The organism is Paenibacillus sp. HW567, from assembly GCF_000374185.1.
Lineage (GTDB): Bacteria > Bacillota > Bacilli > Paenibacillales > Paenibacillaceae > Paenibacillus_AQ.
In genome coordinates this window covers 6,488,612-6,502,017 of sequence record NZ_KB910518.1, presented here as the reverse complement: position 1 = coordinate 6,502,017, position 13,406 = coordinate 6,488,612, and the positions used below count along the sequence as shown (strand labels likewise).

At 46.3% G+C, this 13,406-nt stretch carries 12 protein-coding genes; 4 read left to right on the top strand and 8 right to left on the bottom strand.

Translation table 11 applies throughout. The features are described 5' to 3' along the window. Window positions 1-81: 81 nt before the first annotated feature. The 4 genes from B212_RS0129100 to B212_RS0129085 all read right to left on the bottom strand — a co-directional run bounded on the left by B212_RS0129100 (window position 82) and on the right by B212_RS0129085 (window position 3,830). Window positions 82-1,191 (bottom strand): ABC transporter substrate-binding protein, encoded by a 1,110-nt coding sequence (locus B212_RS0129100; RefSeq protein ID WP_019914872.1) that lies wholly within the window; start codon window positions 1,189-1,191, stop codon window positions 82-84. Between the two features lie 142 nt (window positions 1,192-1,333). Then, window positions 1,334-2,233 (bottom strand): ABC transporter permease, encoded by a 900-nt coding sequence (locus tag B212_RS0129095; protein WP_019914871.1) that lies wholly within the window; start codon window positions 2,231-2,233, stop codon window positions 1,334-1,336. Continuing rightward, window positions 2,233-3,045 (bottom strand): ABC transporter permease, encoded by an 813-nt coding sequence (locus B212_RS0129090; protein ID WP_019914870.1) that lies wholly within the window; start codon window positions 3,043-3,045, stop codon window positions 2,233-2,235. Before B212_RS0129090 ends, B212_RS0129095 begins: the two co-directional genes overlap by 1 nt. Window positions 3,046-3,047: 2 nt before the next feature. After that, window positions 3,048-3,830, bottom strand: a complete 783-nt coding sequence (locus tag B212_RS0129085) for an ABC transporter ATP-binding protein (RefSeq protein ID WP_019914869.1) — start codon at window positions 3,828-3,830, stop codon at window positions 3,048-3,050. Between the two features lie 288 nt (window positions 3,831-4,118). On the opposite strand from B212_RS0129085, the gene B212_RS0129080 reads away from it, so the two are divergent. Both B212_RS0129080 and B212_RS0129075 read left to right on the top strand, forming a co-directional pair. Beyond that, the gene (locus B212_RS0129080; RefSeq protein ID WP_019914868.1) at window positions 4,119-5,711 is read left to right on the top strand and encodes a histidine kinase N-terminal 7TM domain-containing diguanylate cyclase; all 1,593 of its coding nucleotides are present in this window, start codon (window positions 4,119-4,121) and stop codon (window positions 5,709-5,711) included. A gap of 271 nt (window positions 5,712-5,982) precedes the next feature. Further along, window positions 5,983-7,452, top strand: a complete 1,470-nt coding sequence (locus tag B212_RS0129075) for an alpha-amylase (protein ID WP_019914864.1) — start codon at window positions 5,983-5,985, stop codon at window positions 7,450-7,452. A gap of 284 nt (window positions 7,453-7,736) precedes the next feature. Here B212_RS0129075 and B212_RS0129065 read toward each other — a convergent pair whose 3' ends face one another. Genes B212_RS0129065 through B212_RS32725 form a run of 3 tightly spaced genes read right to left on the bottom strand, consistent with a single transcriptional unit; the run spans window position 7,737 to window position 9,671 of the window. Then, complete coding sequence (locus tag B212_RS0129065; RefSeq protein WP_019914862.1) at window positions 7,737-8,414, bottom strand: hypothetical protein; 678 nt, start codon at window positions 8,412-8,414, stop codon at window positions 7,737-7,739. 4 nt (window positions 8,415-8,418) lie between these two features. Next, window positions 8,419-9,285 carry an ATP-binding cassette domain-containing protein gene (locus B212_RS32730; protein WP_019914861.1) on the bottom strand — a complete coding sequence of 289 codons (867 nt, stop codon included), beginning with the start codon at window positions 9,283-9,285 and terminating at the stop codon, window positions 8,419-8,421. 2 nt (window positions 9,286-9,287) lie between these two features. Beyond that, a complete protein-coding gene (locus B212_RS32725; protein WP_019914860.1) occupies window positions 9,288-9,671 on the bottom strand; it encodes a winged helix-turn-helix domain-containing protein in 384 nt (127 codons plus the stop codon). A gap of 782 nt (window positions 9,672-10,453) precedes the next feature. Here B212_RS32725 and B212_RS0129045 point away from each other — a divergent pair. Further along, a complete protein-coding gene (locus tag B212_RS0129045) occupies window positions 10,454-11,356 on the top strand; it encodes an ABC transporter ATP-binding protein (RefSeq protein WP_019914859.1) in 903 nt (300 codons plus the stop codon). Further along, entirely contained in the window at window positions 11,349-12,587 is a 1,239-nt protein-coding gene (locus B212_RS0129040; RefSeq protein ID WP_019914857.1) for an ABC transporter permease, read from the top strand. Before B212_RS0129045 ends, B212_RS0129040 begins: the two co-directional genes overlap by 8 nt. A 112-nt stretch (window positions 12,588-12,699) precedes the next feature. On the opposite strand, the gene B212_RS0129035 is transcribed toward B212_RS0129040, so the two are convergent. After that, window positions 12,700-13,308: a biotin transporter BioY gene (locus tag B212_RS0129035; protein ID WP_019914856.1), complete on the bottom strand. Its 609-nt coding sequence runs from the start codon at window positions 13,306-13,308 to the stop codon at window positions 12,700-12,702. Window positions 13,309-13,406 lie beyond the last annotated feature (98 nt).

Genomic DNA, 13,406 nt, shown 5'->3' with positions numbered 1-13,406 from the left:
TACTTCCATTCGTTCAGCCGATTACAATAGATGACCGCCCATTCCGGCGGCCATCTATGAGGAATATTAAGCGCAAACCCTTTATTTGGCCGCCATCTCCACGATTTCGTTCGTGTAAGCCTCATCCACTTTGGAGGCCTTCTTGATAACCCCGAACTTGAGGGCGATATCCGCCGTCTGCTGGAATGCCGCAGCATCCGTGTAGCCCAGCTTGGAAGCGTCGAAGCCCTCCGGCTGAATCAGCTTGGCAACCTCGGTCATCATCGTTAGCTGATGCTCCCGGGTGGTGCTGCCTTCCTCCGCCAGCTTCATGACGCTGTCCACAGCCGCTTCAGGATCGGCGATGGCGTCTTTCCAGCCCTTCAGGGAGGCGCGGACGAACTTCGCCGCTGTTTCCTTATTGTCCGCAAGCCATTCCTTGTTGGCGAAGAGGTTGTCTTCCAGCATCGCCACACCTTCATCATTCATGTCGATTACATTCAGGTCCTCGGCCTTAATCCCCGATTCCAGCACAACCTGGTATTCGTTGTAGGTCATGGCTGAAGCCGCGTCGATCTCGCCGCCGAGGAATTGGTCCATCGTAAAGCCCTGCTTCGTGAATTTCAGGTCCTTATTTGAATCTAATTTGTATTTATCAAAGAGGGCCAGAATCTCAAACTCATTGCCGCCCATCCAGTTGCCGACCTTCTTCCCCTTCAGATCGGCCGGCCCATTGATTCCCGCCGCTTTCTTCGATACCAGCACAAGTCCGCTCTTCTGGAAGATTTGCGCGATTTGCACCAGCGGCATCTCCTGCTCCTGGCTGGTCAGCAGACTCGCCACCCAGTCCACGCCGATGTCGGCTGAACCGCCCGCAACCTGCTGCTCCGGCACGATGTCCGGACCGCCGGGCAGAATCTCTACATTCAGCCCTTCATCAGCATAATAGCCCTTGTCCTTCGCCAGGAAGTAACCGGCAAATTGCGCCTGCGGCACCCATTTCAATTGCAGCTTGACGGTTACCGGATCTCCAGCCGGTTCCTTCGTTGCCGCTGCTTCCGGCGAAGCGGAGGCCGCATTCCCTGCCGCGCTTTCAGCCGTTGGAGCCGCATTATTATTGCTGTTGCCTCCACAGCCTGCGAGTAAAGAGACCGCCATGATCATTACCGCCAACAACAGCCCGCCACGAAATTTACGTTTTCCCGCGTTCATCAATACAACTCCCCCTACCCGATTTGAGTTTCATTTCGAAAAAAAGATCAGCATGGTTACATTGTGGTGCTCTATGCATACGGCCTGCGGAGGGGTTCTCTGTTCCCCTTCTGAGCAGAACCGGATGTAACGGGATCAGGTGTCAGGACCGCTGGGAGGAGTGCCACTTGATGAATATCCTCTCCAGCCATTCGACGGCGAGGTAGAAAATTACTCCGGCAATCGCCGCAAGCACGATGCAGGACCAGCCCAGCGGCATTTTGGCTACCTTGATGGAGTTGGAGAGCAGGTAACCCAGCCCCCGCGAGGAGAAAAAGAATTCCCCGACAATCGCCCCGATCATACTGGCGGTAGCATTGATCTTGAGTGCAGTGAATACATAAGGCAGACTGTTCTGGATACGCAGATAGCGGAACACCGCCGGCTTGCCGGCCGCATACGAATGCATCAGATCCAGTGCCAGCGGATCGACGGCAACCATGCCTTTATAGGCATTGATGGCCATCGCCGCCATGGTGGTCGCTGTAACGATTGCCGCACGCGAGCCGATCCCGTCGCCGAACCACAAATTCATGATCGGGGCGAGCGCCACAATCGGCACAGCGTTCAGCGCGGCTACCAGCGTTAAGCTCCCCCCGCCCCAACGGGGCCAGGCGGTTGCCGCCAGGGCAATCAGGAAGCCGCAGGCCGAGCCGATCAGCATCCCCGCCACAGCCTCCGTCAGGGTATAGCCGGTATAGGACAGCAGCAGACTGAAATTATCCCGCATCGCCTCCCCTATCGCCGAGGGCAGCGGGAGCTGGTATTTCTTCAGATCAAGCAGCTTGTGGAACACTTGGAACTCCCAGAGGAGCAGGAACAGCACACCGGCCAGCAAGGGCAGAATCACGCCGGGCTTCAGCCAGCTCAACCGCCGCCGGGGGCCCCGCCGCTTGCCCGATTTCATTGAAATTACGTTGTTATCCGAAGAGTGAACAGCGGTTGTTGTTTCTTTTTCCGAGGAAGCCAGGAATGGAGTATCCCTTACAGTGTTGCTCTCCATCAGCGATCGCCTCCCTTCGGACGAAATTCAGGCTGCCAGGGCGCTGCGAGACGTTCCACCAGGCTCATCAGCCAATAGCTGGCAATCCCCAGGAGAGCGCCGACAAGCACCGTGGACCAGAACATATACGTATGGGAAGGGCCGTAATAGAGATTGCGCAGCATAATAACGCCAATGCCGTGCTGTGCGCCCATAAGCTCCACGAGAATCGCTCCGGTGACGGCGAGCGGTGCTGCAATCTTGAGTCCGCTGAACAAGCCGGGCAGTGACGCCGGAAAGCGCAGCTTCCAGTATACGGCCCAAGGCTTCGCGGCATAGGAGTGCATAAGCTCAACCGCCGGCAGCTCCACACTGCGCAGCCCGCGCAGCATGTTGAGTGCCACCGGGAAAAAGGTGATATACCCGGAGATAATGATCCGCGACACCTGCTCGTCACGCACAATGCCATAGATGATCGGGGCAAGGCCCAGAATCGGGATCATCTGTGAGGCGACTGCGTAGGGGAAGGCGAGCTGCTCTATCGTCCTTGACAGACTCATCAGCACCGCCAGCAGCACCCCCGCCGCCGCACCGATCAGAAAGCCGACACCGGCATTGCCGAAGGTAGCTCCCCCCTCTGTCACCAGCGTCCCGCTGTACTTCCACAGCGTTGCCGCCACCTCATGCACATAAGGCAGCTTCGACTGGGCCAGCGGGGTTTTGACCACATGCAGCAGCAGCCAGGAGAGCGCCTCCCAAACTACCAGCAGACCGAAAATCCACACCAAAAGCGGCAGCGCGCGGTCACGTATAAATGCACGGTTCCCCTTCATCCCTACACCCCTTCGAAGCTGTCGCGAATTCGGGCAATCAATTCAAAGAACTGCGGGCTGTTTCTCATTTCCGCCGTACGCGGGCGCGGCAGCGGGATATCCACAATCGCAGACAGCCTTCCCGGATGCGGCGACAGCACGAACACTCTATCCGACAGAAAAATCGACTCAGGGATGCTGTGGGTGACGAAAACAATCGTGCTCTGCACCTTGCCCCAGACAGCCAGCAGCTCCTCATTCAGACGCTCGCGGGTGAATTCATCCAGCGCAGAGAACGGTTCATCCATGAGCAGAATTTCCGGCTCCATCGACAGCGCTCTGGCGATGGCTACCCGCTGCTGCATTCCTCCGCTAAGCTGCCACGGATATTTGTCGGCAAAGCCCTGGAGACCCACAAGGTCCAGCAGCTCCAGAGCTTTATCCTCACGGATGGATTTCTTGACGCCCATCAGCTCCAGGGGCAGCGTGATGTTGTGCTTCACCTTCCGCCAGTCGTACAGCACCGGACTCTGGAAGACAATGCCGTACTTTTGCGCCAAACGGGCTTCCCGGGCACTTTTACCGGCTACAGTTATATTGCCGCCGGTTGGTGTGATCAAATCTGCCATCAGTCTCAGCAGCGTGGTTTTACCGCAGCCGGACGGACCGAGCAGAGAGACGAACTCCCCTTTGGCAATATCAAGATTTACCTGATGCAGCGCAAGCACATCGGCGGTTTCCGCCCTATAGCGCATCTCGACGTTCTGCATCTGTATTTCAGGAATTTTTGTTGCTACTAATGACATTCCCAGCGCCCCTTTCATTCCTGAATCTAATTTAATCTTTCTTATATGTTAAATAACATAACACATAATAAGGATTTGATGATCATTTTCTTAATCGATGTAGGATTAACTAACATGTTACACTTTGCTCTCTATACACTCACTAGACAAATAGTAAAATTGCGTCTGCGAATTTCCGTCACTTTGTCTAGGGGCCGCAGATATGTGGTACTATTTAGCTAATCATCATCACATAGGAGACAATCCGCCCATGCCAAAAGCTTATGTTCGCACAGGGAGACGAGCCTGATGGACTCCATGATCTCCAATTATATTGTTATTGTCTGTATCTCAGGTGTACTGAACGCTCTGCTGGCGCTTTTTGCCTATTACAAAAAAACAGATTTCGCCGGAACGCGGGCATTTATCCTCAGCTCCCTCACTTCGGCCATCTATGCCTTTGGTTTCGCTTTGGAGCTCTCGGGCAATTCCATGGGAGAAATTGAATTCTGGATCAAGCTGGAATATCTGGGGATGCCCTATATAGCGCCTTCCAGCCTGCTTGTGATTATGTATTTCGTAGGACTGGAGCGTTTGGTTCAAAAAAAGCTGCTGATCCCGCTGTATGGCATCCCCCTCATCACAACACTGCTCGTATGGACCAACGGCTATCATCACCTGTATTATAAGTCCTTATTTTTTCGGGAAGGCGCCCGGACTCCCCTGATTGATGTAGTCATGGGCCCTTGGTATATCATTCAGGGCAGTCTGACCTTCGGCTGCATGCTTGCGGGCATGTGCCTGATCGGATGGCAGTGGAACCGGATGAAGCATGCTTACCGCCGCCAGTTGACTATTATTTTTATAGGACAATTCCTTCCTGCCCTGGGCGCATTCCTCTACCTGATGGACATGACGCCCAATGGCGTAGATCCCGTTCCGGTGATTATGAGCATCACTTCAACGCTATATATTTGGGCTATCCTCTCCAGAGGCATGCTGACCGCCGCCCCCATTGCCCGGGAAAATCTGTTCGAGAGCATGCGCGACGGGGTGCTGGTCACCGACCGTTCCGATAAGCTCATTGATTACAACAGGGCCGCTACGGAGATGCTGCAGGGACTGGATTCCTCAGCCATCGGCAGACCGCTTGTACAGCTATTCCTTCCCGGCGGCAAGGAGGCCGTCGCCTATGTCATGAATTCCGACCCGCTGATCAGCGGGGAATGGGAGCTTGCCTGGAACAAAGACGGCGAGACCTGCTATTACCAGATACGATCCTCACCGGTGCTGAAGCGGGACGGCCAATATGCCGGAAGGATGATCATGCTGATTGATGTGACCGAGCGGACCCTGCTCCAGGAAAAGCTGAAACTGCTGGCCACGGTTGACAGTCTGACAGGAATCTATAACCGGACGCATTTCATGGAGCTGAGCCGGGAGCTGCTGGAGGAAGCCGCATTGAACCTGGCGCCGGTCTCAATCATTTTGCTGGACATCGACTTTTTCAAAAACATCAATGACCGGTACGGGCATCACTATGGCGACATGGCGCTGCAGCATATTGTGAATGTGTGCAGCCGGCATTTGCGGGAGGGGGATATTTTCGGACGGTACGGGGGCGAGGAATTTGTCCTGTGTCTGCCGGGGACTCCCTTGAAGCAGGCCGCTGCGCTCTCCGAGACCATTCGCGGGGATATTGAGCGCAGCCCGCTCCAGACCATTTCCGGGGCAATAAATGTAACTGCAAGCTTCGGGGCCGTGGACGCCTTCCGCAAGAACATCTCGCTCGAAGAGCTGCTCTCCGAAGCGGATCATGCGCTCTACACCTCCAAACGCAATGGGCGCAATGCCGTGCATATATCCAGCGGCTCGTCAATCACCCACTACACGCCGGTATGACTATATTTGTACAAAACAGCCCCGTTCCCGCAAGGCCTCAGGCCAATCGGAAACGGGGTGCTTTTCATTCGCTGCCGGCCATAAATTATTCCACTTATTCAGCAACGTATATCTGCTGCTTTTTTGGGTCATAACAGCACCCATAGCCGCCCGATAAGGCCAATGCTGCACTTTTCATGCTGCAACACTTCCATGTATTAATCAGCAGTCCTTGTTTGCGGATATCAGGTTTCAGTTTATATAGAGGATATATGAAGGAGGCCAACTAAAAATGAAGAGAAATCATACGATGATGCAATTCTTTGAGTGGCATATCGCCGCAGACGGGGAGCACTGGAAGCGGCTGTCCGCCATGGCCGCAGAGCTGAAAGCCATCGGTATTGATACCGTGTGGATTCCTCCTGTAACCAAGGCCGTCTCCGGCGAAGATACAGGGTATGGCGTGTACGATCTGTACGATCTTGGAGAGTTCGATCAAAAAGGAACGGTACGCACGAAATACGGCACGAAGCAGGAGCTTATCGACGCTGTCGCCGAGTGTCAGAAGCACGGCATCGCCGTGTACGTTGACCTCGTTATGAATCATAAAGCGGGGGCGGATGAGACTGAGATTTTCAAGGTGGTTGAGGTTGACCCGCACGACCGTAACAAAGAAATCTCACAGCCGTTCGAAATCGAAGGCTGGACCAAGTTTTCTTTTCCGGGGCGCGGGGGTGTTCACTCCTCCTTCGAATGGAACCACGACCACTTCAACGGCACCGATTTCGATGCCAAAGTGGGGCGCAGCGGGGTATTCCGGATTATCGGAGAGAATAAGACCTGGAATCAGAACGTGGATAATGAATTCGGAAACTACGATTACCTGATGTTCGCCAACCTTGATTACAGCCATCAGGATGTCAAAACCGAAATGCTGGAGTGGGGCAAATGGCTGGTGGATACTCTGCAATGCAGCGGCTACCGCCTTGATGCGATCAAGCATATCAATCATGAGTTTATCAAGGAATTCGCGGCGGAAATGAGCAAAAAGCGCGGCGAGGACTTTTATATGGTCGGTGAATTCTGGAATCCGAATCTCGAAGCCTGCCGCCATTTTCTGGATACGGTTGACTATCAAATTGATCTGTTCGATGTGTCGCTGCATTATAAGTTCTACGCGGCTGCGCTTGGGGGCAGAGACTTTGATCTGACACATATCTTTGATGACACTCTGGTTCAGACCCATCCCGGCAATACGGTAACCTTTGTGGACAACCATGACTCACAGCCGCGGGAAGCGCTAGAATCCTGGGTTGGCGACTGGTTCAAGCAGAGCGCTTACGCCCTGATCCTGCTTCGGCGCGACGGATATCCCGTTGTCTTCTACGGAGATTATTACGGCATAGGCAGCCCGGACCCGATTGGCGGCAAAAAAGAGGCGATCAATCCCCTGCTCTATGCCCGCCATCACAAAGCCTACGGAGAGCAGAATGACTATTTCGATCACGCCAACACCATCGGCTGGGTGCGCCGCGGCGTACCTGAGATTGGAGGCTCCGGCTGCGCGGTCGTAATCTCTAACGGAGACAATGGAGAGAAACGGATGTTCGTCGGAGAAGAGCGTGCGGGAGAGGTGTGGACAGATTTCACTCATAACCGCGGCGAATCCATCACCATTGGCGGGGACGGCTGGGCCGTTTTCACCGTCAACGGCGGAAGCGTGTCCGTCTGGGCGCTGCCGAATTCGGAGGAAACGGAGTAAGCGGACGAAAAAGAGGCTATCCCGCATAATAGGGAAGCCTCTTTTCTTCAATTCTGAAAAATAACCCAACTGTCAATCATTCGTATTCTTTTTTTTGGGTTTAATGAAGATATATAGAACAAGGAATATAGCAATAAAAATAGCCGTCTCAACTATAGTTTTTAACAAGGAACTGGAGATATCCACTGTAATAAAGCTGAAAGCAACCCTGGAGACAACGTAAGAAAAAATAAGTATCAGTAAGTTTCTGATCATAATCATCAATTCTCCTTTAGAATATTGGTTTAGAAAGAGTTCTTTTCAATAATTTTCAAACAACAAATCAAAGTAATAATGAAATAAATATAAGGCACCAACAAATTTGTAAAATTGAATTTGTTTATCAAATCTAAGCTAAATGAAATTGGAGGAAAACCAAATAAGACCCATCCCAATTTACTCGGCAATCGATCATAAATACTTTTAAATGCTAATGAGATAACAATAACTATAAATGTACCAATTAATGCAATTGATTTATCTTTAACAACTTTTATATTAAAAAACATTGCTGTAACAATACCTAAAAGAGCAATAGAATTTTGAGCTACAAAAGCAGATACTAAGGTTTTAAGATCAAAAATGCTAGTTCCCAGAAAAGGTATACTTAGATTAAAAAGTATAATTATCAACGAAACCAGCCACGCTGCAGCGACCTTCGCTATATAGTATCTTTTCACCTTACCCTTATAATGCAGTACAGTCAGCTTTTGTAACGTTATTTCTTCAAGCTCAATAAAACTATACCCCGTCCAAACAGAAAAAATAAATAAAAATACACTGGTTAAACTGTAACCATCTGCCAAGGGAATATTTCCGGCTCCATACACAAAATAAATGCTTAACCCATACAAAGCAATAGGTAATATATATCTATTATTTTTATAATAGTAAAACAAAAAAAATTCAGTTAGCTGAATCATTGCATCATTCCCCTAATAAATTTGCGGAATTCACCTGATGAATCGATCCGCCTTTCGTTAATATATCCAACAGCAATTGATCTTTTAATGAGTTTTCGACTATTACTCTATACTCATTCCCTTCAAACTCCTCATATAAATTAAAAAAATATTGCATCTCTGAGTTTTTCAAATCGGTATGTGAATAACGTATTTCCACAAAATCTTCCGAAGTATAAAACGACGGTATGACCTTCTCTTCCGAAATGATCTCCCCATAATTCAGATTAATTATTCTATTTGCAATCGCATTGATTATAAAAGTTTCATGGCTAGTAAGGATAATAATTACTCCTTGATTTTTTACTTCATTGACTATTCGGATAAAATCAAGCTGTGAACTTATATCTAAACCTGACAGAGGTTCATCCAATAATAATATATCAGGTTTTTTAATCAAAGCTTGAATAATGTTGATCTTCTGTATCATGCCCTTCGAAAAATACATCATCTCTGTCTCAAGGGATTCTCGTATATGAAGTTTTGTGGACAGATCAACAACTCTGCGCCTTACCTCTAATTTTGGTATTCCAGCTATTCTCCCCATATATGAAAGATATTCCATCGGAGTTAATTTAGTTTTTGGAAATTGATCATGAACATATCCAACAGAAATTTCTTTTCCATTTGTTTTATTAGTTGTTCTTTGACCCTCACTTACACCGCATAATCCAGCAATAATATTTAAGAGTGTGCTTTTACCAGCCCCGTTATTACCTACAACAGCGATAGAATCGCCTTTATAGAGTGATAGGTTAATTTTTTTTAGTATCATTCGCTTGTTAAAAAATTTACTCACATCTATTAATTTGAGTATAGGCTCCTTTTGCATGCTCATTCTTCCTCTATTACAACAGGGATAATATCTAACATATACCCTGGTCTTATATTAATTAAAATTTCAGGATGGGATGGAATGATTTCCATTTTCTTTCGAAGACGATTTATATGTACATAAATATTTTGCTCTGTATAAATTACTTTTTTTGAATACTCTTGCAAGTAATCCACTATTTCATTAGAGGAGATTCTCATTTCATAATTATTACAAAAGAAATAGAGTAGCTTATTCTCTATCTGGGTTAAAAATATCTTCTTCCCTTTATTAATAATATAGTTCCCTAAAACATTAAATCTTATATCTTTCAACACAATAATCTGTCGGGTATGTTTCAAATTGTATGCTGGCATTTGGACAGACACTTCACTAACCTCCATGTTAATATTTTCCTGAGCTAAGTTATACCACTTAAAAACACTTGACAAATGAGAGGCACTCCATAGTTGCAGAGGATACCTTTCAAAAATGGGGGATTCAATGAACACACTTTACAACCCTGCTATCGCACCTTTTCACACGGGACATGTACAGGTGCTCCAACACTTGGCACAAACCGACGGTCAAAAGTGAAAGGTTGACCAAGCAGGGTTTGTCATAGCAAATTGCTCTTGATACTGTGTTAATCGGTTTTCTGTAGGCTTTGGCTGCCACTTGGAGCTTAACAATGAAAAAACGAGTGATGGTGAAGGCTACACCCACATCAAAATGGTTCGCGGCCTCTTCCATACTCGTTGTCAGATCTGCAATAAACCACAAAGGCAATGAGCAGATCTGTCTTTAGCATCATCTTCTTATGCTACTTTGTCTTATCCCAAAACGGAAGATTTACCAGCATTTTCTACCAAGTGCATAACTTATGTTATAACATAGTTATCGTTTTTTGGAAAGTTTAACTCAACCTATCTTTTTACTCTCAAATAAATAAGTAATTAGATATTTTTCTTTATATTCCAATATTGTTTAATTGGTCTATCGGTTCAGTAAAGGAGGTGCAAGTATATGCCTTGGATTGGTATTATTGGTGGTTATGTAATTGGAAAAGTTTTTGATTGGGCTTTCTCCGCAACTCCGGTTTATTAAGTCTTAGAAACACAAAAATAAAGGTTCCTTTTACCCAAAAGGAACCTTTATTTATTAAATCCACAAGGAGATTTCGGTCATGCAAGCTATTTCATTAACAAATGTTCATATAAAATACTCTGAAAAAGTTGCCGTCAACAATCTGTCGTTTACCGTACAGAAAGGAGAAATTTTTGGATTGCTTGGAGGAAACGGTGCTGGTAAGACAAGCACTATGCGAGCTATTTTAGGACTTTTGCACCCTCAGCAAGGAAGCATTCTATGGAACGGTGAGAACTACCGCAGCGATATGAAGAAAAAAATAGGGTATCTTCCAGAAGAAAGAGGTTTGTTCCCTAAACAAAGGATTAGAGAACAAATGATATATCTGGGACAATTACGGGGAATGTCTTTCAAGGAAGCGAATATCTCACTTTGTAGATGGTTAAGACATTTCGATATCATTGAATATTACGGAAAAAAGCTTGAAGAGTTATCTAAAGGGAACCAACAAAAAATTCAATTCATAGCTTCCGTTATACATAATCCCGATTTATTAATTCTTGATGAAGTTTTCAGTGGGCTAGATCCAGTAAATACTGAACTTCTTAAGAAAACCATCCTCAACTTAAAGGATGAAGGTAAGACTATTATCTTTTCCAGTCATAGAATGGATCATGTCGAGGAGCTGTGTGAGAATATATGTATCTTGGATAAATCACACACTGTTCTGGTTGGTAATTTAAATGAGATTAAAAATAATTACCCCAAGGATAGAATAGTAATTGAGTCTTTTTCTAATATTGAAAATTTCACGGAAATACCTGGAGTAACAGAAGTGAAATGCAACGGACAGCGATATGAAATCAAAATTAGTAATGAACAGCTTTCAGAATATATATTAAATTTCGCATTACAACAGACGAAAATAAAAAGGTTTCAAATCATGGACCCTACATTAAACGAAATTTTTATAAGTAAGGTGGGCCAAACAAGTGAATGATATTCTAACCATAATAAGGTTCACTCTATTTAAAAGGTTATTTTCAAAGCCCTTTTGGATAATGACCTTTATCTTTGTTCTTTTAATCACTCTTATTGTTAACTTACCGAATATCTATTCTTCACTGTATTCCAATCCAACAGTTAAAGTTGGAATTTATCAGAGCACCATAGCCCAGCAACTTCAAAAACAAATTAATTCTTCAATGATTGATTTGAAAATCTATCCTGCTTTGGATTCTGCAAATCAAAAATACATACAGGAGAAGGTTAACAGAAAAGAAATAGATGGTTTCTTAGTAGAAAAAAAGGACCAATTCTTCTCAAGCTTCCAGTATCGATTTCAGTCACCTCCAAGCAGCGCGACCTTATCAGAAATTCAATCGGCATTACAAACAATAAAACAAAATCAATTAATCACAAATAGTGGGTTATCCAAAGAGCAGCTTTCAGAGTTAGTAGCACCTGTGCAAGTTGATATGAATCCGATAAATCAAAAAATAAATTCAGCAGAAAGCCAAAATTCAATTTACTACTTAGCATATGGACTTTTCTTCATAATGTTCTTTATGAACTCTATGTATGGTAACATGCTTGCCAGTGAGGTAACAATTGAAAAAAGCAACAGGGTCATGGAGATTATTGTTTGTAGTGTTGATCCATTTAAACAAATGTGTGGAAAAATATTAGGCTTGTTTGTTGCCTGTATCCTTCAACTATCAATTTTAACAGGATCAGCTCTAATAAATCTGACTCTCCCCCAAAATCGTTCATTTTTCAACATTGATCTACACAAAATCCCAGGAAATCTATTTATCTTCTTTATTTCCTATTTCATATTATGTTACTTCCTTTATGCAGCAATATACTTGAGTGCAGGATCAATGGTAAGTAAAACAGAGGAGTTAGGGCAAGCAACAATGCCAATTTCATTTTTATTATTGGCTGGGTTCTATTTAGGAATCTACGGTTTTCAAGCGGGGCCAAATTCAATTATTCATGTAGTCTCCTTTGTCCCATTCTTCTCACCTTTTGTAATGTTTATGAGAATTGCGGTGTATGGGGCTCCCACCTGGGTAATTGTTCTCTCAATTTCAGAGTTGGTTGCATCTATATTCGTTCTGGCGTTCCTCTCTTTAAGAATTTATAGCTCCGGCGTCCTGATCTACGGTAACAAGCTTTCTTGGAGAAGAGCCTTTTCGATGATACGAATAAAACGAAGTGGAACCTAGAAAAAAATCGAGAGAACCGCACCTTACACGGTACGATTCTCTCGGGTTCTATAATATTTATACAAACATTAATTGGTCGAAGCTCCAGTAATCTTTCCTAACTCTAGTCTGATTAACGCCCGGCCGCCGAATTCTCCCCATCCGCCCAGACGCCATTGCTGCTGTTCAGGATACGCTCGATTGGATATACCCTCCACACGGCAGTTACAACGGCTGCACATAATACCGATTTGATGAGGTCGCCCGGAATGAAAGGCCACATGCCTGCAGTCAATGCTTTGGACAGAGAGGTCATGCCCGTGGAATGGGCCAGCCACCATACACCGCCAGGATACACCAGGAGTGCTCCGCAAATGAAATTCACCGCCAGCAGCTTCACGAACGTATATTTATTCTGCCCTATGCGCTCTGCGAACAGGCCGATCAGATAAGCCACCACCGGCCAGGAGAAGATATATCCTGCGGTAGGTCCAACCAGCACCGACAAGCCGCCGCTTCCCCCCATCACCGGAAATCCGGCAGCCGTCAGGCCAATCACAATCAGCACAGCCAGACTGCCGTAGCGCGCTCCGAGAACGGAGCCGGCCAGCATGACGGCCAGTGTCTGCATAGTGATAGGCACGGTAGAGAAAGGCAAAGAGATTCTTAGAAAACTTAAGGCTATCATGACTGCGGCAAATAATGCGCTGAAGATCAGGCCGCGAGTCGTCCATTTTTTCATGAGCAGGATTACCCCCCATTTTTTTAGGATCACTATACCATTCCGCACCGGATACATCAATCTTTAAATGTCTGCTATAATGGGTAGCAATTATTGAC

Bases quoted from the DNA above. Each gene is read 5' to 3' on its own strand.
- B212_RS0129065 (WP_019914862.1), bottom strand. From the start codon at position 8,414: ATGATTCAGCTAACTGAATTTTTTTTGTTTTACTATTATAAAAATAAT.
- B212_RS0129095 (WP_019914871.1), bottom strand. From the start codon at position 2,233: ATGGAGAGCAACACTGTAAGGGATACTCCATTCCTGGCTTCCTCGGAA.
- B212_RS0129035 (WP_019914856.1), bottom strand. From the start codon at position 13,308: ATGAAAAAATGGACGACTCGCGGCCTGATCTTCAGCGCATTATTTGCC.
- B212_RS0129085 (WP_019914869.1), bottom strand. From the start codon at position 3,830: ATGTCATTAGTAGCAACAAAAATTCCTGAAATACAGATGCAGAACGTC.
- B212_RS0129100 (WP_019914872.1), bottom strand. From the start codon at position 1,191: ATGAACGCGGGAAAACGTAAATTTCGTGGCGGGCTGTTGTTGGCGGTA.
- B212_RS32730 (WP_019914861.1), bottom strand. From the start codon at position 9,285: ATGCAAAAGGAGCCTATACTCAAATTAATAGATGTGAGTAAATTTTTT.
- B212_RS0129045 (WP_019914859.1), top strand. From the start codon at position 10,454: ATGCAAGCTATTTCATTAACAAATGTTCATATAAAATACTCTGAAAAA.
- B212_RS0129075 (WP_019914864.1), top strand. From the start codon at position 5,983: ATGAAGAGAAATCATACGATGATGCAATTCTTTGAGTGGCATATCGCC.
- B212_RS32725 (WP_019914860.1), bottom strand. From the start codon at position 9,671: ATGGAGGTTAGTGAAGTGTCTGTCCAAATGCCAGCATACAATTTGAAA.
- B212_RS0129090 (WP_019914870.1), bottom strand. From the start codon at position 3,045: ATGAAGGGGAACCGTGCATTTATACGTGACCGCGCGCTGCCGCTTTTG.
- B212_RS0129080 (WP_019914868.1), top strand. From the start codon at position 4,119: ATGGACTCCATGATCTCCAATTATATTGTTATTGTCTGTATCTCAGGT.